The sequence below is a fragment of the Lactiplantibacillus dongliensis genome, from assembly GCF_005405105.1.
Lineage (GTDB): Bacteria > Bacillota > Bacilli > Lactobacillales > Lactobacillaceae > Lactiplantibacillus > Lactiplantibacillus dongliensis.
This window is the reverse complement of record NZ_BJDK01000011.1, coordinates 19,816-41,155: the sequence shown is the minus strand read 5'-3', so window position 1 is coordinate 41,155 and position 21,340 is coordinate 19,816. Positions and strand designations below refer to the sequence as shown.

Genomic DNA, 21,340 nt, shown 5'->3' with positions numbered 1-21,340 from the left:
TTTATCTGTTAATCTTGTCATTTTGCTGACCACAGAATTCTAATTATTTATGATCTAAAAGCAAACAACTTGGCGAATAATAACAACGGCTAGCTATCAGTTGCGTTATATTATTAACGATTGTCATTATCAACAACTCATTGAATTTTATGCTATCCATAAATTTGTCTAAAAATCACGTCTTTTCATATCTGTGTTCTCGTATCATTAGATGATCAAGGATACGTTTTAATGCTGAACTTGTCCTTAGAATGCGTTTCTCAGCACCTAGGCTAGTGGCTTGTTTTTTGGTTGTTTTTGTGTTTAAGTTAAAGTAACGATATACAGATAGAAAGGATGACACCTACATGTCAACGCATTTTCCTTATGAAAAAAGCTTCATCAAACACCTAACTACCGATGGCAAACATCCTAAGACCATTGATCAATACCAATTAACATTAGCAGACTTTTTTAATTACGAGCAACACTTTAATCAAACTTTCGCTGCTAGCGGTTTACTCGCCGACTTAACTGAAAATGACATTCAAGCTTACTTAGATATGCTGAAAACGCAACGCGCATATCAGCAGTCGACGTTAAATAAAAATCTATCGAATTTAAACGTGTACTTTAACTATTTATTTGAACATCGCGTGATTACAACATTACCAACGTTTGCTATCAAGGGTCAGCCATTAACTGCCACACAGACTAGCGCGGATTGGCCGGAACAACTGCCAGCATTGCTAGCAAATGATGATCTACACGTGTATACTCGGTTATTCTTACTATTAACTTGTAAAGGCTATCCGGTCAGCACCATGTTGGCACCAAATTTTTATCAACAACTGACGCAGCTTGATTTTTCGAGTGAAGAACAAACGTTCCTATCTAAATTTAACCAATTTATCCAGCCATTGCAAGCCCAATTTGCAACTAAAGATTTATTCTTAAAAACGCGACAACGTGGTGATGATCCCCATCTCACACTAGCCGCATTACATAAGTATTTAACGGGCGATGGGCAACGTTTAGGCTTACCTTTAAAACCGACCAGCCTGTATCAAAGCTTTGTATTATGGTACTTACGCCAACACCGTTCAACTGACCCAGCCGAAATCATGCAAACGTTACACTTCGATTTGACTAGTTTGGGGTACTATCAGAACTTACTACGACAACAAGATTTACGCGCTTTACGGCAGCAAAGATAAGCTAAACATTGCAATTAATTAACAGGGTGTTGCGGTTAGATTACAAACTATTTGCAGCTTAATTAAATCAATGCAAATCGCTGTACAACAGGCTTTATCGTCGGTAAACTAGTGATATTAACTTTTGAGAGGATGACTTGATGAACTTTTATCGCTGGCTAGAGCCCTTTGTTAACCAACATGGCCCATATTATTCGGCTGCTTGCTACGCTCATTCGGACTTTGACTTTCCTTTAACTAGTAATGTCCATGAGTTATCAGACTACATCACTTACTTAAATATCCGTGATTCCATTAAACAATCATTTTATGACGCTTTAGCGGCTTATCAAGCTGCTAAAAAAGCGATTCAGCTCAGAATTATCTAGAGCCGAATCGCTTTTTAATTTAACCAGTGCTGCTTAATGAATTTACTACGACCGCCCATTTCTTCAATTTGATAACGAAATGGGTTCCGACGATAGAACTCTTGATGTTCTGGTTCAGCGGGATAAAATGGCTGTGCATCCTCAATCTGCGTCACGATTGGCTGATCAAACTGCTCACTAGCAGCTAAAGCTTGCTTAGACGCGGTCGCAATCTGCCGTTGTGCGTCACTATTCACAAAGATAACCGGCCGATAACTGTCGCCACGGTCCTGGAACTGACCAGCCGCATCCGTCGGGTCTGTCTGGCGCCAATAGATCTCGACTAACTGCGCATAGCTAATCACAGTCGGATCAAACGTAATTTCAACCGCCTCAGTGTGGCCAGTCGTGTGACTAGCCACTTGTTCATAGGTCGGGTTCGGTACCGAACCGCCCGTATACCCTGAAACCACCTTTTCAATTCCCGGCAAGCTATCAAACGGCTTGACCATACACCAGAAACAGCCACCGGCAAAAATCGCTGTTGCCATTAACCTCAGTCCTTTTTATTTTGAAATAATGCGACATAATCACCGTAACCAGCAGCCGCTAATTCAGCTACTGGAATGAACTTTAGGGCTGCTGAATTAATGCAATAGCGCAGCCCACCCGCAGCCGTCGGACCATCCGTAAAGACATGGCCTAAATGTGAAGCAGCTTTAGCGCTCCGAACCTCCGTCCGCGTCATTCCCAAAGCATGATCAACATGGCGCTTAATCTGCTGTTCGGCAAGGGGCTTGGTAAAAGATGGCCAGCCACAACCAGCATCATATTTATCTAACGAACTAAATAAGGGCTCACCACTAACCACGTCAACATAAATTCCTGCTTGATAAAAGTCATCATATTCACCACTAAACGGGGCTTCCGTCGCAGCCGTTTGCGTTACCGCAAATTGCTCTGGGGTCAACCGTTGTCGTAAATCATCTGCCTTATCTGCCATCTGATCAAATCCTTTCAGCATAAAATTAAATTGTGTACAACCGTTTCACTCATTAATCATACTGCAACTAGATTTAAAGGCAACTATTTTGCTTAAAAAAGCAATGGCAATTAAATAAGCCATTGCTCAAAACTATCTTTTTGTATAGTGCCCCCAAGCTGACCAAATAAAAACTTCAGTCTTGCCAATCGAAAAAACAACTCGATGTTTTTGATTAATTCGCATTGAACGTTGCCCCTGACTAGTATATCCGGACAGTTTTTCATTATGTCGTAAGTGTGCTTGGGGCTTTCTTCTCAATATCTCTACAATTTCATCAAAATCAGAACGCAAATTCAGTCTATCCAATTTAGGCAAATCTTTAGTCACTACTTTTTTATAAGGAATGACTTGATATTTAACCGGTAATTTTTCAATTTCATCTAGCGATTCAAAAATCATAGAGGATCACCAAAAGCAGTGTCTGGATGAGCTTTAGCATCAGCCATTCGAGTATTCACTTCATCAATCACGCCGTTTTCTAATAATTCAATGTACTCTTGCATCGCATTCCAATCATCTTTGCTGACAACTACTACAGCTTCATCTGGAGAGCTCGCAATCTGGATAGTTGTATGATTAGAAACAACACCTCTAATCAAATTATAAATATTTTTACGTGCCCCAGTAGGCGTATACGTATCCATTGCTTCTGCCATTTTCTCACCTCATCTTCAATTACTACCGATATTATATCACATAGCGTACGATTATACGTACGCTTTTGCTCTACCAAGAAAAGACACCCAAATTGGATGTCTTTTCAAAAAATCAGTTAATTAAGCGTTAAAAGCGTCAGTCAATGGTGGCACAACTTGCTTCTTCCGTGAAACAACACCTGGTAAACTCAAACGATTATTTTCAATCTTCTTACCAAAGGCAGTTTCAACGGGTGCAGTTGGTTCCCCAACGACTAATAATTCAGAATTGCTATCTAAGATATTGGTTGCCAAGATTAAGAATAAGTCATAACCTTCAGCAGCGTTTTCAGCTTTAGCAGCAGCTTCCAAAGCAGCCTGGCGATCAAAGACTTCTGGCAAGTCAACTGTATTGATTTGGGCAACTCGAACCGTTGAACCGTTCAATTCAAAGGATTTAGCGTCAGCATCAATCAATTCTTTTTCGCTCTTGCTTGCTAAGTTAGTCCCAGCCTTAAGCATTTCTAAGCCATATGCTTGATAGTCGATCCCGGCAATCTTAGCCAGGTCTTTAACGACATCAACATCAGTTTGCGTGGTGGTTGGTGACTTCAATAATAACGTATCCGAGATAATAGCTGATAACATTAAACCGGCTAACTTAGCTGGAATTTCAACTTCATTTTCAGCGAACATCTTGTAGATGACTGTGCTGCAGCAGCCAAGTGGTTCTGCTCGGTAGAACAATGGTTGCGCCGTATTGAAGTTGTTAATCCGGTGATGATCAACCACGTGTGAAACCGTGACATCAGCAATATCGCTAACACTTTGTTGTGGTTCATTATGGTCAACCAACATTACTGAATCGACTTCTGGCGCTGCCTTAGTGATGACCCGCAGTGCTGGTTCGTCAAAGTGCTTTAAAACAAATTGGGTTTCTTCATTAGGTTCACCTAAAGCAACGGCTTCCGTGTCAGCCCCCAGTTTATTTTCTAAATATGATAATGCCTTTGCGGCCACAATGGCGTCCGTATCAGGACTTTGATGACCAAAAATTAATTCCTTACTCATTAGCACAAAACTCCTTTAGCAACTATTTTTGATTAATTTTTTGTAACCGTGAAATATAGTCTTCGGCCCGTAAGTAATTATCAAATTCATCCAAGAAATTCTTGATCCGCGGAATTTGATCCTTATCTTTTCGGAACACAAAGTTCAAATCAAATTTAATGGCCGGTTCAAATGAGACCGTGTGTAACTCATCCGTCGCTGGATTAGCAACCATGAAGGAATTGGGCAAAGCCGTATTCGTGCCAGTCGCGGCCACGAACCGGTAAATCTGTTGTGGCGTGGTAAAGCGTGCGACTGCGGTTGGTAAGTCGGCCAATTGATTCTTGTAAGATTCCTTAATGACTTGATCCAAGTAATAATTTTCCGGATACATGACCCATGGTTCACTCGTCGTATCTTTAAATTTGATGCGCTTCTTCTTGGCTTGCTTAGGATCACTGGTAATGAACAGTAAGTCATCTTGAATAATCCGTTTTGATTGGTATGGCTTCCAGTTCTTGATACTTTCATCTGGTAAGTACATGACAGCTAAGTCAATCCGGTTATTTTCCAAACGTTCCCAGATTTCTTTTCTAGTCAACATATGGAATGAAATGATGACATTGGGGTTAGCTTCGTAATACTTGATGGCAAAGTCTTCAAAGACATGGTCTTCAATTGAAGCTAAAATCCCAATACTGATCGTCCCTTGTGTCGCACTCGTGGTTTGTTGAATTTCGTCAGTGGCTTTATTTAACACGTCATAGATACTGTGTGTGGCATTCAACATCGTGTAGCCAGCATCTGATAAGCGTAACTTTTTACCAACTGAATAGAACAACGGTGCCCCGACTGTCCGTTCCAACTTTTTAATTTGTTGCGTCAAAGCTGGTTGGGTGATGCCTAAAATTTGAGCGGCTTGCGTGTAATTCATTGTTTCAGCCAATTGTAAGAAATACGTTAACGTTTTTGATGAGAAGATACTTTCTTGCGTTGTTTTCATGTGCGTTTACCTGTTCCTTTCGTCTTATAGCCATCTTATGATACCTATAATATAAACAAAATCCAGGCCGAAAGCAAGCAATTGTTATCGGCAAATAAACCTTAACTAATTATTAATCTTAACTGACCACAATTTCAGTCTAAGCTAATGCCGCCGCCCTTGCAAGTCTTGTAACCATTTTATTAAACCGTCAGTGGAATCGGATGCGGCTGCATGCTAACCGGCGTCCCTTCAATGTCGGTATCAATGACAAACGAGCCATTGGAATACCGGGCACTGACTGGATGATCGTCAACTAAAATGGAATGATGCTTCAAGCGATCAGTCACCACTTCTAGTGCCACACCAGTTTGTCCTTTAGGAACCAAGACGTAATCGGCCACACGATGCGGATTATTCTTCAGTTCCCGCAAGACCTGAACTCCCCGCCGTGCTCGGCTAGTCACGGGAATATCCGCAACCTTCATCTTCTTAAAGGACCCACGTTGGGTGATCATGGCTAATAAGTCATTGTCAGTCGCCAAGGCGGCCCGGACAATCGTGTCATCACGCAGATCCATCGACTTCACACCGACTGCTTTCGCACCAATGGTTGGGACTTCACTTAAGTCATAGCGTAACCCATATCCATGGGCCGTGACTAAGACTAAGCTCCCCGTTGGTACCGTTGGATAATAGTTTACGGTCACAACTTTGGCAGCTTCGTTTTTCAACTTGATAAATTGGCTGGCCCGTGTCTTGTATGTCCGGCCCGGCGTGTAATCCGTAAAGTCCGTTTGCTTAATGTACCCGTCATTAGTGGCAACTAAGAACTTACCGCTCTCTTTGAGGGTTGGGAAAGCAAAGACCCACGTAATTTGTTCATTCGCCGCTAAACCAATGGTCTGCGAAATATGCTCACCGGTATCTTTCCACTTGGCATCGGCAATCTCATACACCGGCCGATAGATCAAGTGGCCTAAGTTGGTAAACATGAACAAATGGTCTAAGGTACTGTTCTTCGCCAAATAGATTGGGAAGTCCTCGTCCTTTAACCCATTGTCCTCAGCATCCGAAGCCGTATACGACCGCAAGCTGGTCCGTTTGATATAGCCATCATGACTAATCATCACGACCACGTCTTCTTGAGGGACCACAACTTCGGTTTTAATTTTAATTTCTTGAATTTCATTTTGAATCTCAGTTAAGCGCTGACTCGGATAGGCTTTTTGAATGGCTTTAAGTTCACGCCGTAAGACTTTGTCCAATTCTTTCGGATTTTCCAAAATCGCATGATATTCCGCAATCGCCTTAGCCAATTCATCGGCTTCTTTTTGCAACTGAGTCACATCGGTGTTAGTTAACCGATACAATTGCATCGTCACAATCGCTTCCGCCTGCGCTTCTGTAAAGGCATAGTCCGCCACTAAGTTCGCCTTAGCGTCCTTCTTGTCTTTACTGCCACGAATCGTTGCAATGACTTGATCCAGAATCGACATCGCTTTAATCAAGCCTTGAACGATATGTTGCCGATCAGCGGCTTTTTGCAAATTAAATTGCGTCCGCCGGGTAATCACATCCCGTTGATGTTCCAAGTAAGCTGAAATAATCGTCTTCAGACCGACGTGCTCTGGTCGTTGATGATAGATCGCCACCATGTTGAAGTTATACGTAATTTGTAAGTCAGTATTCTTAAACAAATAGTTTAAAATACCTTCTGCATTGACGTCGCGCTTCAACTCAATGACGACAGATAACCCTTTACGGTCACTTTCATCACGAACTTCCGCGATTCCTTCAATCTTCTTCATAATGCGAATTTCGTCCATCTTTTTAACTAATTGGGCTTTGTTCACCTCATAAGGAATCTCGCTAACTTCAATCTGTGACTTATTCCCTTTTAAGGGGACGATCTTCGTCCGTGACCGTACGACAATTCGCCCACGACCCGTCTCATAGGCTTTCTTAATACCATCTAAGCCTTGAATAATTCCGCCGGTTGGAAAATCCGGTCCTTTGACAAAGTCCATCAAATCGGCTAATTCGGCTTTAGGATGATTCATTAAAAATAAGACAGCATCGATGACTTCTCCTAAGTTGTGCGGTGGAATCTCCGTGGCATAACCCGCTGAAATCCCGGTCGCCCCGTTAACTAATAGGTTCGGGAAGCGGGCAGGCAACACGGTTGGTTCATACTCGGTATCATCAAAGTTTAAGACCATATCAACAGTCTTTTTATCAATATCGTCCAACATCGTTCCGGCAATCTTGCTCAAACGTGCTTCGGTATACCGCATCGCTGCCGCTGGATCACCATCCATCGAGCCATTGTTCCCATGCATTTCAATTAAGGGTTCACGCAGCTTCCAGTCCTGACTTAACCGAACCATCGCTTCGTAGATTGAGGAATCCCCATGCGGATGAAAGTTCCCCATGACGTTCCCAACTGATTTCGCTGACTTCCGAAAGGCCTTATCAAAGGTATTACCATCCTGATTCATGGCATATAAGATCCGTCGTTGCACGGGTTTTAAGCCATCGCGAATGTCTGGCAGTGCCCGCTCTTGAATAATATACTTCGAGTAACGGCCAAATCGATCGCCCATGACGTCTTCTAAAGTTAATTCTTGAATTTTAGGTTGTTCAATTGCCATTGTGCGACCTCCTTACTTCTTTAATTGATCCGCTAATTCAGCATCGGCTTGTTCATGCGCTGATGTCACAGCTTGGTTATCTAGGATTGACCCATCTTCATCCAAGCTGAACTGGACATTACTTTCGATCCATTTGCGTCGTGGTTCAACTTTATCACCCATTAAGGTGGTGACCCGCTTTTCAGCTAAAGCCGCATCATCGATCCGCACCCGCACCAAAGTCCGTTTGTCCGGATCCATGGTCGTTTCCCACAGTTGTTCTGCGTTCATTTCACCAAGTCCCTTGTACCGTTGCAAGGCATAGCCCTTACCAAACGTCTTCGTCCGCAACGCTAGTTCTTCATCGGTCCAGGCGTATTCCGTCCGCAATTGTTTCCCTTGCTTCTTCTGCAAGCGGTACAACGGTGGTAAGGCAATATAGATCTTGCCGGCATCAATCATCGGGCGCATATATTTATAGAAGAACGTCAACAACAGAATCTGAATATGTGCCCCATCGGTATCGGCATCGGTCATAATAATGACTTTATCGTAATTGCTGGCTTTAATATCAAATTCGGAGCCAACGCCCGCGCCAATCGTGTAGATCATCGTATTAATTTCTTCGTTCTTGACGATATCTTGTAACTTGGCTTTTTCAGTGTTCAAGACTTTCCCACGTAATGGCAGAATCGCTTGGAACTTCCGATCACGCCCTTGCTTCGCGGAACCACCGGCCGAATCCCCTTCGACTAAGAAGAGTTCATTGCGTTTGGCATTCTTAGATTGGGCTGGCGTCAACTTACCCGATAAAAGTCGTTCTTGCTTATGCTTACGCTTACCGTTTCGACTTTCATTCCGAGCTTTCCGGGCAGCTTCCCGGGCTTCACGCGCTTTAGTCGACTTCCGGATCAACATCTGAGCAAATTCACCGTTTTCCATTAAGTAGAACTGCAATTGCTCACTGATCACGTTGTCCACGATAGTCCGGGCTTCCGGCGTCCCAAGCTTTTCCTTGGTCTGGCCTTCAAATTGCAATAAATTCTCTGGAATCCGCAATGAGATGACTGCTGATAAGCCTTCCCGAACATCGGAACCTTCTAAGTTCTTGTCCTTATCCTTTAACAAGCCTACTTTGCGGGCATATTCATTAAAAGCCTTAGTCCAAGCACTCCGAAATCCGGCTTCATGGGTCCCACCATCAGGCGTCCGCACATTATTGACAAATGACAATAAATTTTCGGAGTATCCATCGTTATATTGGGCAGCTAGTTCAACTTCGACCCCTTCTTTAGTGCCGTCAAAGAACATCACATCGCCTAGAGTATCTTTATCTTCGTTTAAGTAAGCAACAAACTCTTTAATCCCGTCTTCATAATGGAAAACTTGTGCTTGCGCTTGGTTTTCCCGTTCATCAGTTAACGTAATCTTGACGCCCTTGAGTAAGAACGCCGATTCCCGTAACCGTTCTGATAACGTTTGAAAGTTATACACGGTCGTCGTAAAGATACTAGGATCTGGCTTAAAGGTAATCGTCGTCCCAGTCGGCTTGTTGGTCTTCCCTTTCTTTTCTAAGGTGCCAACTGGATGACCGCCATCTTTAAACGTCTCCTGGTATCGATAGCCGTCACGAATGATGGTCACGACCAATTCAGTCGACAACGCATTAACGACACTGGCACCGACCCCGTGCAGACCGCCAGACGTTTTATAACCGCCTTGGCCAAACTTACCCCCAGCATGTAACACCGTCAGAATAACTTCGGGTGTGGGAATTCCAGAAGCGTGCATCCCCACGGGCATCCCCCGACCATGGTCAACAACTGTAATGCTATTATCTGCATGAATCGTGACGTTGATTTCTTTACCGAAACCAGCTAAGGCTTCATCGACCGCATTATCAACAATTTCATAGACCAGATGGTGTAACCCCCGACCATCCGTAGAACCGATATACATCCCAGGCCGTTTACGAACAGCTTCCAAGCCTTCAAGCACTTGGATTGAGGAGTCATCGTACTTTTGTGTTTTCTTTGGCATTCATTATTTGCTCCTTCACTTGGTCGCCTTCAGATTTTAACTAACGATTATCAGTAAGGCGCTTACTTAGCGCTAGTACCGCGGTTAGCTAAAACCGTGCAGATTAAATTATAGCACAGCAAATTAATTTTTTAACAACTTTACTAATTTTTATGCTTATCAGGCGAGTTTTAAGCGCCTACTCGTCTTAATAGCAACCCGTTTTGACTCAATTTCACTTGAATCGTCCACTAAGTTAGCATTGATTGCTGAGCTAATCAACTAAAATGCTGTTTTTGACAACACCGAATATACGTTCGCTTAATTGTAAGCAACTATCGGCCCCTTGTCAAATTTTTTAGTCAAAACTGACCCATCACCGACCAAACAATGCTAAAATATTGGTTGACTCTATTGCAGGAGGAACCTAATGTGCAAATTATAATCATGCTAGTCGTCGCCTACTTACTAGGCTCGATTCCTTCGGGTGTCATTATTGGCAAGCTTTTCTTTCATACTGATATTCGCCAAGCCGGCAGCGGTAACATTGGCACGACCAACACGTACCGCGTGCTGGGACCCGTGGCGGGCACCATCGTCATGGCGATGGACATTTTAAAGGGCACGCTCGCAGCGGCACAACCAGCCCTATTACACCTTCCCGTCAATGCGCTACTGATTGGACTCGCCGCTATCTTAGGTCATACGTTCTCCATCTTTATTGGCTTTAAAGGCGGCAAAGCCGTCGCGACAAGTGCTGGGATCTTACTGGCCTACAATTGGCACTTCTTCTTAATTGCCAGTGCCATCATGTTTACCTTGGTCTACGTCACGAGTATGGTTAGTGTCGCTAGTATGGCATCACTCTCACTCGTCAGTCTTATTGCCATTTTCTATTACCAAGATTGGATTTTATCGGTCATTGCGGTTATCCTAACCATCTTTATCTTCTATCGTCACAAAGCCAATATCACCCGGATTAAAGCTGGAACTGAATCAATGGTCCACTTCGGTCTCGGCTGGCGACATCGTCAGCATCAAGCGTAATCAAAAAAGTCATCTCAAATTTGAGGTGACTTTTTTCGTGGGTTTCGGTAAGCTGAGAGCTGTGGGTGTTAGTTTTATTGAACAAAGTTAAAGTAACACTTTACATATACCAGCTATAAAAAAACATATAAAAAAGGTGATGATTGCAGCCAGCCAGTCGCTGTCCACCATCATCACCTTTTTAAGATTCTAGAAGAATTTCACCGCATAATGCGCATTAAACGTTTGATTAGCTGCCAATTGGTTAATGCCCATTTTATGGCTGAATTGACCATCAGCGTCGACGTTATCCGCAATGCCCCACCATGGTTCTAAGCAGACAAACGGCGCTTGCTTGGGATATGGTGACCACATGCCAACGTATGGCGCATCGTCGATTGTCATGGCCACCCCATGATCATTTAAGTCGGAGCTAAGTAGTAGCGTGGTTTCTTGATGCTTCAAGTCTAAGATCACCGCATCGTCTTTAAATAACTCCCGCGTTAATGGCAACGGCTTGGTTAGATCCATAGTCGTGCTATTGGCGATATCGTTATATGGCGCTTGTAGCGGGATATGCCGATACGTTTGCTTGGGGGCGACTGTGACTTGATAGTTCGCTAAGTCGCCTTCAGGAGCCGCTAACGGCACGTTAAACGCTGGATGTCCGCCGATGGAGAAGTACAGGTCCTGATTAGCGGGATTATGCACCTCATACCCGACTGTCAACTCATGATCTGTCAACGTATAGTGCAACCGTAACCGGAACGCAAACGGATAAATCTTGCGTGTTTCAGCGCTGTCCGTTAATTCTAACGTTGCCGTCGTATCAGTTTGACTGACCACCCGAAAGTCATGGTCGCGAGCAAACCCATGTTGTCCCATTGGGTAAGCCTGACCGGCAACTGTATATTGGTCATCCTTTAACCGACCCACGATTGGGAATAAAACGGGCGCATGGCGACCCCAAAATTTCGGATCGGCTTGCCACATATATTCCAAACCATCACTGGCCTTAACACTGCTTAATTCCGCACCGGCTTCATTAATCTGCACGGTGAGGTAGTCATTTTTCAACTCAACTGTCATGAACCCCAGCTCCTTTAGTCATTTTATTAAAGAATGTAACGACTCAAATCCTTATCCTTAGCGATATTGCCGATCCGTTCATTGACGTAGTTTTCAGTAATCGTCACTTCGCCCATTTCCATATCGGGACCTTCATAGAGTAATTCTTCTAGCAATTTCTCTAGGACGGTATGCAACCGCCGGGCCCCGATATTTTCAGTTTCGTGGTTCACCTTGTAGGCAATCGCCGCAATGGCTTCAATCGCTTCAATCGTGAAGGTTACTTTAATATTATCCGTTCCAATCAAGGCAATGTATTGCTTGATCAAGGCATTCTTGGGTTCGGTCAAGATCTTCACGAAATCATCTTTAGACAAGTCATCTAATTCCACGCGAATTGGGAAACGTCCTTGTAATTCAGCAATCAAATCACTAGGCTTGCTTTCCGCAAAGGCCCCGGAAGCGATAAACAAGATATGATCCGTATTGATGGGACCATACTTCGTTGAGATCTGCGACCCTTCTACGATTGGTAAGATATCGCGTTGAACCCCTTCACGGGAAACTTCACCGGAACTTTGTTGGCCGCCACCGGTAATCTTATCAATTTCGTCAATGAAGATAATCCCGGTATTTTCAGCACGGACAATCGCATCGTGATAAATATCAGCGCTGTTAACCAGCTTTTCAGATTCTTCCTTAACTAAGATTTCGCGGGCTTCGCTAACGGGCATCGTCCGTTTGATCCGCTTCTTGGGCATGATTGACCCCAGGGTATCACCCAGATCAATGCCCATTTGGCCGAGCATATTGTTATTACCGGCCGCTTTTTGTTGGGGATCATCCATCTCAATCGTGACATCCGCATTCTCCAGTTGGCCGCTCTTTAATTGGTCACTGACCGATAATCGTTGATTGCGCACGTCATCGCTGACTTCTTCATCCTGATTAGCATCCATATTAGGCATTTGGCCATTTTGTTGCATCTGGCTCAACATGTTCATCATATTCTGGAAGTCATTGCCATTGCCGCGGCTCTTATTTTCTTTCTTCACCACTGGGACTAACAACTTCACTAAACGCTTATCAGCTTCACGCACAGCGGAAGCCCGCACACCGGAGTAGGCTTGGGCCTTTTCCATTTGAATCGAAATATCGACTAAATCGCGCACCATCGATTCGACATCGCGACCCACATAGCCGACTTCGGTAAACTTCGTCGCTTCAACTTTTACAAAGGGTGCTTGCACAATCTTAGCCAATCGGCGGGCAATTTCAGTTTTCCCGACCCCGGTTGGTCCGATCATTAACATGTTTTTAGGGGTAATTTCTTCTTGCATATCAGCGGACAATTCCATCCGCCGATACCGGTTACGTAAGGCAATTGCAACCGCTTTTTTAGCCGCGCCTTGACCAATGACATAGTTATCTAAGGCGGCGACAATCTGTTTAGGGGTTTTATCGATTTGTTCCATTAGATTGCTCCTTTTTATAAAGCTTCTGAAATAACGTTATGGTTCGTGAAGATATCAATGTCTCCCGCAATATTGATTGCAGCTTCCGCAATCTCACGCGCATTCATATCTTTGGCATGTTCCTGCATCGCCCGCGCAGCCGCTAAAGCAAAGTTGCCGCCAGAACCGATGGCTAACACGTCATTATCTGGCGTGATCACTTCACCACTCCCAGAAACCAGTAGCATTTCATCTTTATCCATCACGATCAATAACGCTTCCAGCTTTTGCAAGGCTTGGTCGCTACGCCATTCTTGGGCGAGTTCCACCGCGGCCCGTTGTAAGTTACCGGAATATTCATTGAGTTTCTTTTCAAAACGATCTTCCAAGTTGAACGCATCGGCGACACTGCCGGCAAAGCCGACGACGACTTGATCATTATAGATACGCCGAACCTTGTGGGCGGTGCCTTTCATAACGACCTTTTCGCCCATGGTAACTTGACCGTCGCCAGCCATGGCATTATGACCATTTTGGCGAACGGCACAAATAGTTGTTGCTTCAAATTTTACTGGCATAATAAGCTCCTTTAATTATTTTCCCGCGTCGCACGGGGGAAAAAGTTGCGGTAATCTTGTTGGAGGTGTTCCTTAGTGACATGCGCATAGATCTGCGTGGTCGACAAACTGGTATGGCCCAATAATTCTTGGACCGTCCGCAAGTCAGCCCCGTTATTCAACATCTGCGTGGCAAACGTATGCCGGAGCATATGGGGATGGATATCTGCCGTCAGACTGCTCTTTTTAACAATCTGATTGAGCACGTATTCAATCCCACCACCGGTAATCGCACCACCATGCCGATTAATGAACACGGTCTGGTGGGTCTGATGATAGTTAGCCATTACCGGCGTCCGGCAACTCTCATAATACTGTCGCAGCGCATGGGCGGCATAGCGGCCAAAGGGCACATACCGCTCTTTATCGCCCTTCCCACGAATCAGCATCATCTTGAGGTCGAAGTCGACGTCGCTAAGTTGTAAGTCTACACATTCACTGAGACGAATCCCAGTCCCATATAAGACTTCTAGCAACGCCACATTCCGCGTACTCATCAGTGAGTCATCGGCATAAACAGTCTTGAACAAGATGTCCAATTCTTTTTGATAGAAAAATCGCGGTAAGCGCGCGGCATGCTTCTTTAGTTGCACGTAGACGAACGGGTTTAACTTGGCCAAGTCGTTTTTGACTAAAAAGTTATAAAACGACCGCAAGCTGGAGACTTTCCGCGCAATGGAGTTCCGTGTCAAATGCCGGTCATATAAGGCACTTAAGTAAACGTTCACATCTAAATGATCAACGTCCGCATAGGCCTTAGCGCCGCCATTCTCCGTTAAGAAATCCGTAAACGCTTGGATGTCTTCACGGTAGGCTTGGGCAGTTTCTTCCGAATACTGCCGTTCCACCCGAATATATTTTAAAAATAGGTCCAAGTATTGTGCTTCCATTCAAAAAACCTCCATACGTTGCTACTTTAGCAAAGTCTGGAGGAAAACACAATTAAGCGCCTTGATTATTGGTCAACTTTAGTCAAATTTAACGTTGTGGCTTTAAAATCTGCGAGTTCAGCTAGGGCTCGTTCCGATAAAGCCGTGTTTCGTTCCCGCTTATCGCGAATCCGCTGCTTAAGTTTCGGCACGATACCGAAGTTAGCATTCATCGGTTGGAAATGATTGGCATTGGTATGCGTAATGTAATGGGCCATCGCTCCCATCATCGTGTCTTTTGGAAAGACAACTGGGTCTAGTCCAAGCGCTAACCGGGCCGCATTCGTCCCCGCCACAATCCCACTCGCCGCACTTTCGATGTAACCTTCAACACCGGTCATCTGACCAGCAAAGAACAGGTCTGGCCGTTGTTGCGTCTGGTAGGTCGGTAAGAGTAGTTTTGGTGACTTCATAAAGGTATTACGATGCATCACGCCATACCGGACAAATTCCACGTGTTCTAGCCCAGGAATCAGGCTAAAGACGCGCTTTTGTTCACCCCACTTAAGGTGCGTCTGGAACCCTACGATATTATATAAGTCACCAGAAGCATCATCTTGCCGTAATTGCACCACGGCAAACGGCTGGCGGCCTGTCTTAGGATCTTCGAGACCAACTGGCTTCAACGGACCAAATAACATCGTCTGCCGGCCGCGTTGTGCCATTACTTCAATCGGCATACAGCCTTCAAAGACTTCAGAATTTTCGAAATCATGGGCTTCAGCCATTTCGGCATGAATCAACGCCTCATAAAAGACGTCGAATTCAGCTTCGGTCATCGGGCAATTCAAGTAAGCTGCCTCACCACGGTCATAGCGTGATTTTAAGTAAACTTTATCTAAATCAATCGAGTCTTTAGTCAAGATAGGCGCGGCCGCATCAAAGAAATGCAAGTCGTCTTCATCGTTAAACGCTTGAATCGACTGCGCCATGGACGCCGCCGTCAGTGGCCCGGTTGCAACTACGGTGAGCCCCTCAGGGAGGGTCGTCATTTCTTGATTGATCACTTCCACATTTGGTAAGCTCGTCAAGCGATCGGTAATTTCTTGGGAGAAAGTGTCCCGGTCGACGGCTAATGCGCCCCCGGCTGGTACCGCGTGCGCTTCCGCCGATTGAATGACGACGGAATTTAGTTGGCGCATTTCGGCTTTTAACAAGCCGGCCGCGTTACTTAGTTGGTTCGCGCGTAACGAGTTCGTACAAACGAGTTCCGCAAACCGTTCCGTATGATGCGCCGGCGTCATTTTAGTCGGCCGCATTTCATAAAGGCGGACATTGACGCCCATAGTTGCAATCTGCCATGCCGCTTCTGAACCGGCTAAGCCGGCGCCAATCACGTTAACTGTTGGTATTGATGCCATAGTTAAATTCCTCTTTTCTAATTAAACGTACCCTTGATAGCACTGTGGCCATCATACCGGATATAAAGCGATTACACAAATCCAAACTTGAGCTAATTCCTAAAAAAAGCCCGCCAACCATCGTTAGCGGACTGCTTTGCTTTATTTTTGAACGTCTTCTTTATAATCTCCATTTGGACAGAGGACCTGCTTACCGCCCTTGACCTTCTTCTCAACCAAGAAGTGCCCATCTTTGGGACAATCTCGGCCAATCGGTTGATCCCAGGAGACAAAGTCACAATCTGGGAAACGTGAACAACCATAAAATACCCGGTTCTTCTTCGATTTCCGTTCAATAACTTGCCCCTTCTTACATTGCGGACAAACCACGCCAATTTCTTTAACGATTGGCTTGGTATTGCGGCAATCTGGGAAACGCGAGCAGGCATAGAACTTACCATAACGGCCCATCTTAATGACCATCGGGGCGCCACAAATATCACAGTTAAAGCCGGCTAATTCATCTTTGATCTGAATCTTTTCCATCCCGGCTTCAGCTTTTTCGACTTCCTTAGAGAAGGGCTGGTAGAACGTATCGACAACTTTGACCCAATCTTCTTGGCCTTCTTCTGTCGCATCCAGCTGTTCTTCTAACGTTGCCGTAAACCCAACGTTGACGACATCCGGGAAATATTCCTGAATAATATCATTGACAATCTCGCCTAACTCAGTTGGCACAAAGCGACGTGCTTCTAATTTTACGTAGTAGCGCCGTTGAATCGTATCCAAGGTGGGGGCGTAGGTTGAGGGCCGACCAACACCGTTTTCTTCCAACGCCTTGATTAAGTTGGCTTCCGAATAACGGGCCGGTGGCTGGGTAAAATGTTGCTGTGGATCAGTCTTACTCAACGCCAAGGCATCGCCTTCACTCAGATCCGGTAAGACATTATTCTTTTCCGTCTTATCATAGATCTTCGTAAACCCAGCAAACTTGGTCTTTGACCCATTTGCCCGGAATTGAACGTCGTTTTGATCAATCGTCACTGCCATTGTATCTAAGACTTCCGGCGTCATCTGACTAGCCACAAAGCGCGACCAAATCAATTGGTATAACCGGAACTGGTCTTTTGACAAGTATTCTTTGATGCTAGCCGGCGTCCGGAAGACTGATGACGGCCGGATAGCTTCATGGGCATCCTGCGCGCCTTCTGGCAACTTACCTTTAACTGGCTTTGTTGCCGCATACTCGCCACCGTATTCTTCATGCAAGAACTTAGAGGCTTCATGCTTAGCAATCGACGAGATCCGAGTGGAGTCGGTCCGCATATAGGTAATTAACCCTACACTGCCTTCTTTTCCACCAACGTTAATCCCTTCGTACAGTTGTTGCGCCGCCATCATCGTCTTGCGTGTCCGAAAGTTTAACTTCCGGTTGGCATCTTGTTGCATCGTTGACGTGGTAAATGGCGGGGCTGGGAACCGTTTACGTTCCTTTTTAACTACTTTCGTGACGTCAAACTTGCCGTTGCGGTCCAACTGCGCTAAGACTTTTTGAACGGCTTCATTATTGTCTAAGGCATGCTTTTTGCCACGGACGCCATAGAAGCTCGCCATAAACTTAGAACGACCTTTTTTGAATTCACTTTCGATCGTCCAATATTCTTTAGGCACAAAGGCTTTGATTTCATTTTCACGTTTGATAATCAAATCCAACGCAATGGATTGCACCCGACCAGCGGATAAGCCTTTTTTGACTTTCTTCCACAATAATGGACTAATCGAATACCCAACTAAGCGGTCTAAAATCCGCCGTGCTTGTTGGGCATCAACTAAGTCCATATCAATCGAACGCGGTTCTTTAAAGGCATTCTTAACCGTATCTTTGGTAATTTCGTTAAAGACCACGCGATTCTTATCTTTCGGGTCTAATCCGAGTAGATAAGATAAATGCCACGCAATGGCTTCCCCTTCACGGTCCGGGTCAGATGCGAGGTAAACGGCTTTGGCTTTTTTAGCCTCTTTCCGTAAGCCTTTAATCACATCACCTTTCCCCCGAATCGAAATATAATGGGGTTCATAATTATTTTCAACATCCACGCCCATCTTACTTTTAGGTAAGTCGCGGATATGGCCTAAACTGGCCACGACCTTATAGGATCGGCCTAAATATTTTTCAATCGTTTTTGCTTTGGATGGCGATTCAACAATCACCAATTTTTTACCGGTTGCCCGGGTCCGCCGCTTAGTAGCGGTCTTTTTAGCCGGACGCTTCTTGGCGCCGGCGTTTTTTCCTGCCGCTTGCTTCGGTTTCGTTGTACTAGCAGCCACTTGATCAGCTCCTTACGCTTTTGATCATGATTATTCTGGTACATTGCTTTTGCAAATCCATGTAATCATATTTCAAAAGTAAACGCTTGTCAAATGATTGGTGAAAACTCTTCTATTATATGTCGGTAATTTAAGACCGGTTTGGCCCCTGCAGCGATCAATTGGTTGCACCCAACTGACAAGGCGGCATCGATGGCGCCGGGGACGGCTAAGACATTGCGATTGTTCTGTAGAGCGAGATTAGCTGTAATCAGACTTCCCGAGTGTTCACGGGCTTCGACGACTAATAACGTGTGGCACAAGCCAGCGATAATTCGGTTGCGCATCGGGAAATGGTGCCGCGCCGGGCGACTACCAAGTGGATATTCACTAATTAACAAACCTAACTGACTAACTCGTGCTTGTAAGTCCGTATTGACCCGCGGATAACTCACATCCAACCCCGTACCGATCACCGCAATCGCCGGTAGTCCTAATTGTAAGGCTAGCTGATGGGCCGCGCCATCGACCCCCGCCGCTAACCCGCTAGTAATGGCTAACGGTTGTTCGGCTAAGGGCGTCAGTAGCTGACTTAAACACCGACGGGCATAGGGCGTCGCTTGCCGCGCGCCGACGACTGCTAACTGTGGCTGCTGCAACAACTTACGATTACCCTTTAAGAATAAGACTAAGGGTGGTTGGTAGCTTTCCATTAACGTGATTGGATAGTCCGCATCTAGGATGGTTAAAATATCAATCGCTTGATGTTGCTGGATGGCTTGTTGGAACCGGGGACTATCCCAGTCCGCCGCCAGCTTAGCCGCCGCGGGTCCAGGTAACTGCGCCCAAGCTAAGATTTCAGTCACCGTGGTGACAACCGTCTTGTGCCGGATACATTGCCGTAAAACTTTAGTCGTGCCCGCATAGCCGATTCCTTCAGCTAAGTGCAGACGAATCAATAAACTGCGTAATTGCATCGTTGGTCACCTCTTCAGTGACAACTCCGTAATTGGTCAGTTATTCCGCGTCACGCACTGGCGAAAATGAATGGCGGTGAATTGGGGTGATCCCAAATTGCTTCAAGCCAGCTAAATGTTTGGCCGTCCCATAACCCATATTGTCAGCGAAGTCATAGCCAGGATAGACTTGATCATACATTTCCATCAGGTGGTCCCGTGCCACTTTGGCCACAATACTAGCCGCTGAGATACTGGCACTCTTGGCATCACCTTTAATCAAACGGGTTTGTTTGATGGGCACTGGAATCTGCATCGCATCAACTAACAAACGCGTTGGTTGCACCGTTAAATTCTCGACGGCTTGTTTCATCGCCACCCGCGTTGCTTCATAAATATTAAGTTGATCAATCACCGGCGCACTGGCAACCCCTAAGCCTACCGAAATGGCTTGCTCTAAAATCTTAGGCATTAATTCCAAACGCTTCTTAGCCGTTAATTGCTTAGAGTCATTGACTTCGACTAAATCAAAATCTGGTGACAAGACTACCGCCGCCGTAACGACGGGGCCAGCTAATGGCCCGCGACCAACTTCATCGATACCGGCCACGTATTGCCCGCCTTGACTCCAAAAGCGCCGTTCAAATTGCATATGCTGATTAAACCGTGCCACTAATGCTGCTTGCTTTTCAGCTTGCCGTAAATAATGCCGGTAAGCCAGTTGCACCCCTTTGCGGGTATCTGCTTGAACAGCTTGTAAGAATTCAGGCGTGGGCTGAGCCGCCAATAGGCCTTTCACTTCGGCAATTGTATACTCAGGCATCCGGCTGCGCTCCTGTTAAATCCAAGGTAAACCGACCCAACCGACCTTTGCGGATATCGAGTAAGAAGGCCACACAGAACCGTTGCCAATCATCGCGCATCCCCATATTTTTGGTCATTGCAATGAGTAGCTCTGGATTTTCTAACGCCAACTGATCATCGGTCACGTGGTAGCGTTCGATTAAGCGTTGGGGATAGACTTGTTTAAAGAAGTTCAATGCAAATAACGCCACATCATCGTTCGGATAGATGTTTTCCTTAATTGCGCCCGTTACGGCTAGTTTCGTCCCAACGACTTGGTCTTCAAATTTTGGCCAAAGAATCCCAGGGGTATCTAGCAATTCCAGTTTATTAGACGCTTTAAGCCATTGTTGGCCTTTCGTCACCCCTGGTCGATCACCGACTTTAGCAATCTTCTTGTTGACAATATGGTTTAACAACGTCGATTTGCCAACATTGGGAATTCCGACGCAGACCGCTCGAATCGGTCGATTGGTAATCCCACGGGCCGCAATCTTAGCCAGCTTATCCGCTAACATCTCAGTTGCGGCTTGGGTAATCTGCTTAGCCGTTGTCCGGTTACGTGAATCGACCGCAATAGCTGTTTGTCCTTGGGCTTCGTAATGTGCAACCCAGTCCGCCGTCTTTTGAGGATCGGCTAAATCTTTTTTGGTCATAATGAGTAAATGGGGCTTTTGTTGGATCACTTTTTCAATATCAGGATTCCGTGAGGCTTCTGGAATCCGCGCATCGACAAGTTCGAAAACGATGTCGACTAAATGTAAATTATCTTGAATCTGATGAATGGCCTTGGCCATATGCCCAGGATACCATTGAATTGTACTCATAGTGTTCTCTCCTTTGATATATCAACGTTTTTAGCACGTTGATAATCGTAATCTTCAAAAAGGTGC

20 protein-coding genes are annotated in these 21,340 nt (G+C 45.3%); 3 read left to right on the top strand and 17 right to left on the bottom strand.

Translation table 11 applies throughout. The annotated features are described in order from the left end of the window. The first annotated feature begins 347 nt into the window (after positions 1 to 347). Positions 348 to 1,196 carry a phage integrase N-terminal SAM-like domain-containing protein gene (locus FFM80_RS05625; protein WP_137639907.1) on the top strand — a complete coding sequence of 283 codons (849 nt, stop codon included), beginning with the start codon at positions 348 to 350 and terminating at the stop codon, positions 1,194 to 1,196. A 140-nt stretch (positions 1,197 to 1,336) separates the two neighbouring features. Then, positions 1,337 to 1,564 carry a YozE family protein gene (locus FFM80_RS05620; protein WP_137639906.1) on the top strand — a complete coding sequence of 76 codons (228 nt, stop codon included), beginning with the start codon at positions 1,337 to 1,339 and terminating at the stop codon, positions 1,562 to 1,564. 14 nt (positions 1,565 to 1,578) lie between these two features. Here FFM80_RS05620 and msrA read toward each other — a convergent pair whose 3' ends face one another. From msrA to parE, 8 genes are all read right to left on the bottom strand, one after another. Continuing rightward, positions 1,579 to 2,094 carry a peptide-methionine (S)-S-oxide reductase MsrA gene (gene msrA, locus FFM80_RS05615; RefSeq protein WP_137639905.1) on the bottom strand — a complete coding sequence of 172 codons (516 nt, stop codon included), beginning with the start codon at positions 2,092 to 2,094 and terminating at the stop codon, positions 1,579 to 1,581. A 5-nt stretch (positions 2,095 to 2,099) separates the two neighbouring features. Beyond that, complete coding sequence (gene msrB / locus FFM80_RS05610) at positions 2,100 to 2,546, bottom strand: peptide-methionine (R)-S-oxide reductase MsrB (RefSeq protein WP_379853078.1); 447 nt, start codon at positions 2,544 to 2,546, stop codon at positions 2,100 to 2,102. A 132-nt stretch (positions 2,547 to 2,678) separates the two neighbouring features. Continuing rightward, positions 2,679 to 2,987, bottom strand: coding sequence for a type II toxin-antitoxin system RelE/ParE family toxin (locus FFM80_RS05605; RefSeq protein ID WP_137639903.1), 309 nt, complete (start codon positions 2,985 to 2,987; stop codon positions 2,679 to 2,681). Next, the gene (locus FFM80_RS05600) at positions 2,984 to 3,244 is read right to left on the bottom strand and encodes a type II toxin-antitoxin system Phd/YefM family antitoxin (protein WP_223876846.1); all 261 of its coding nucleotides are present in this window, start codon (positions 3,242 to 3,244) and stop codon (positions 2,984 to 2,986) included. The genes FFM80_RS05605 and FFM80_RS05600 overlap by 4 nt, the downstream gene beginning before the upstream one ends. 120 nt (positions 3,245 to 3,364) lie before the next feature. Next, the gene (locus FFM80_RS05595; RefSeq protein WP_137639902.1) at positions 3,365 to 4,294 is read right to left on the bottom strand and encodes a manganese-dependent inorganic pyrophosphatase; all 930 of its coding nucleotides are present in this window, start codon (positions 4,292 to 4,294) and stop codon (positions 3,365 to 3,367) included. 22 nt (positions 4,295 to 4,316) lie between these two features. Then, positions 4,317 to 5,276: a LysR family transcriptional regulator gene (locus FFM80_RS05590; RefSeq protein WP_137636247.1), complete on the bottom strand. Its 960-nt coding sequence runs from the start codon at positions 5,274 to 5,276 to the stop codon at positions 4,317 to 4,319. 182 nt (positions 5,277 to 5,458) lie between these two features. Further along, positions 5,459 to 7,909, bottom strand: a complete 2,451-nt coding sequence (gene parC / locus FFM80_RS05585; RefSeq protein WP_137639901.1) for a DNA topoisomerase IV subunit A — start codon at positions 7,907 to 7,909, stop codon at positions 5,459 to 5,461. A 12-nt stretch (positions 7,910 to 7,921) separates the two neighbouring features. Then, a complete protein-coding gene (gene parE, locus FFM80_RS05580) occupies positions 7,922 to 9,928 on the bottom strand; it encodes a DNA topoisomerase IV subunit B (RefSeq protein WP_137639900.1) in 2,007 nt (668 codons plus the stop codon). Between the two features lie 411 nt (positions 9,929 to 10,339). Between parE and plsY the strand changes: the two genes are divergently transcribed. Further along, on the top strand, positions 10,340 to 10,954 hold the full coding sequence (gene plsY / locus FFM80_RS05575) for a glycerol-3-phosphate 1-O-acyltransferase PlsY (protein WP_137639899.1): 615 nt from the start codon (positions 10,340 to 10,342) through the stop codon (positions 10,952 to 10,954). Positions 10,955 to 11,143: 189 nt separating this feature from the next. Here plsY and FFM80_RS05570 read toward each other — a convergent pair whose 3' ends face one another. From FFM80_RS05570 to ylqF, 9 genes are all read right to left on the bottom strand, one after another. Continuing rightward, complete coding sequence (locus tag FFM80_RS05570; protein WP_137639898.1) at positions 11,144 to 12,022, bottom strand: aldose 1-epimerase family protein; 879 nt, start codon at positions 12,020 to 12,022, stop codon at positions 11,144 to 11,146. A 26-nt stretch (positions 12,023 to 12,048) separates the two neighbouring features. Next, positions 12,049 to 13,476: an ATP-dependent protease ATPase subunit HslU gene (gene hslU / locus FFM80_RS05565; protein ID WP_137636242.1), complete on the bottom strand. Its 1,428-nt coding sequence runs from the start codon at positions 13,474 to 13,476 to the stop codon at positions 12,049 to 12,051. A 14-nt stretch (positions 13,477 to 13,490) separates the two neighbouring features. After that, complete coding sequence (gene hslV, locus FFM80_RS05560) at positions 13,491 to 14,033, bottom strand: HslVU peptidase proteolytic subunit (RefSeq protein ID WP_137639897.1); 543 nt, start codon at positions 14,031 to 14,033, stop codon at positions 13,491 to 13,493. 11 nt (positions 14,034 to 14,044) lie between these two features. Next, complete coding sequence (gene xerC / locus FFM80_RS05555; RefSeq protein WP_137639896.1) at positions 14,045 to 14,962, bottom strand: tyrosine recombinase XerC; 918 nt, start codon at positions 14,960 to 14,962, stop codon at positions 14,045 to 14,047. Between the two features lie 65 nt (positions 14,963 to 15,027). Continuing rightward, positions 15,028 to 16,362, bottom strand: a complete 1,335-nt coding sequence (gene trmFO / locus FFM80_RS05550; RefSeq protein WP_137639895.1) for a methylenetetrahydrofolate--tRNA-(uracil(54)-C(5))-methyltransferase (FADH(2)-oxidizing) TrmFO — start codon at positions 16,360 to 16,362, stop codon at positions 15,028 to 15,030. 141 nt (positions 16,363 to 16,503) lie between these two features. After that, the gene (gene topA / locus FFM80_RS05545; protein ID WP_137639894.1) at positions 16,504 to 18,669 is read right to left on the bottom strand and encodes a type I DNA topoisomerase; all 2,166 of its coding nucleotides are present in this window, start codon (positions 18,667 to 18,669) and stop codon (positions 16,504 to 16,506) included. A gap of 89 nt (positions 18,670 to 18,758) precedes the next feature. After that, positions 18,759 to 19,625, bottom strand: a complete 867-nt coding sequence (dprA, locus tag FFM80_RS05540) for a DNA-processing protein DprA (protein WP_137639893.1) — start codon at positions 19,623 to 19,625, stop codon at positions 18,759 to 18,761. Between the two features lie 40 nt (positions 19,626 to 19,665). After that, on the bottom strand, positions 19,666 to 20,427 hold the full coding sequence (locus tag FFM80_RS05535; RefSeq protein WP_137639892.1) for a ribonuclease HII: 762 nt from the start codon (positions 20,425 to 20,427) through the stop codon (positions 19,666 to 19,668). Then, on the bottom strand, positions 20,420 to 21,274 hold the full coding sequence (gene ylqF / locus FFM80_RS05530; protein WP_137639891.1) for a ribosome biogenesis GTPase YlqF: 855 nt from the start codon (positions 21,272 to 21,274) through the stop codon (positions 20,420 to 20,422). Before ylqF ends, FFM80_RS05535 begins: the two co-directional genes overlap by 8 nt. Positions 21,275 to 21,340 lie beyond the last annotated feature (66 nt).

Bases quoted from the DNA above. Each gene is read 5' to 3' on its own strand.
- FFM80_RS05625 (WP_137639907.1), top strand. From the start codon at position 348: ATGTCAACGCATTTTCCTTATGAAAAAAGCTTCATCAAACACCTAACT.
- FFM80_RS05620 (WP_137639906.1), top strand. From the start codon at position 1,337: ATGAACTTTTATCGCTGGCTAGAGCCCTTTGTTAACCAACATGGCCCA.
- msrA (WP_137639905.1), bottom strand. From the start codon at position 2,094: ATGGCAACAGCGATTTTTGCCGGTGGCTGTTTCTGGTGTATGGTCAAG.
- msrB (WP_379853078.1), bottom strand. From the start codon at position 2,546: ATGGCAGATAAGGCAGATGATTTACGACAACGGTTGACCCCAGAGCAA.
- FFM80_RS05605 (WP_137639903.1), bottom strand. From the start codon at position 2,987: ATGATTTTTGAATCGCTAGATGAAATTGAAAAATTACCGGTTAAATAT.
- FFM80_RS05600 (WP_223876846.1), bottom strand. From the start codon at position 3,244: ATGGCAGAAGCAATGGATACGTATACGCCTACTGGGGCACGTAAAAAT.
- FFM80_RS05595 (WP_137639902.1), bottom strand. From the start codon at position 4,294: ATGAGTAAGGAATTAATTTTTGGTCATCAAAGTCCTGATACGGACGCC.
- FFM80_RS05590 (WP_137636247.1), bottom strand. From the start codon at position 5,276: ATGAAAACAACGCAAGAAAGTATCTTCTCATCAAAAACGTTAACGTAT.
- parC (WP_137639901.1), bottom strand. From the start codon at position 7,909: ATGGCAATTGAACAACCTAAAATTCAAGAATTAACTTTAGAAGACGTC.
- parE (WP_137639900.1), bottom strand. From the start codon at position 9,928: ATGCCAAAGAAAACACAAAAGTACGATGACTCCTCAATCCAAGTGCTT.
- FFM80_RS05570 (WP_137639898.1), bottom strand. From the start codon at position 12,022: ATGACAGTTGAGTTGAAAAATGACTACCTCACCGTGCAGATTAATGAA.
- hslU (WP_137636242.1), bottom strand. From the start codon at position 13,476: ATGGAACAAATCGATAAAACCCCTAAACAGATTGTCGCCGCCTTAGAT.
- hslV (WP_137639897.1), bottom strand. From the start codon at position 14,033: ATGCCAGTAAAATTTGAAGCAACAACTATTTGTGCCGTTCGCCAAAAT.
- xerC (WP_137639896.1), bottom strand. From the start codon at position 14,962: ATGGAAGCACAATACTTGGACCTATTTTTAAAATATATTCGGGTGGAA.
- trmFO (WP_137639895.1), bottom strand. From the start codon at position 16,362: ATGGCATCAATACCAACAGTTAACGTGATTGGCGCCGGCTTAGCCGGT.
- dprA (WP_137639893.1), bottom strand. From the start codon at position 19,625: ATGCAATTACGCAGTTTATTGATTCGTCTGCACTTAGCTGAAGGAATC.
- FFM80_RS05535 (WP_137639892.1), bottom strand. From the start codon at position 20,427: ATGCCTGAGTATACAATTGCCGAAGTGAAAGGCCTATTGGCGGCTCAG.
- ylqF (WP_137639891.1), bottom strand. From the start codon at position 21,274: ATGAGTACAATTCAATGGTATCCTGGGCATATGGCCAAGGCCATTCAT.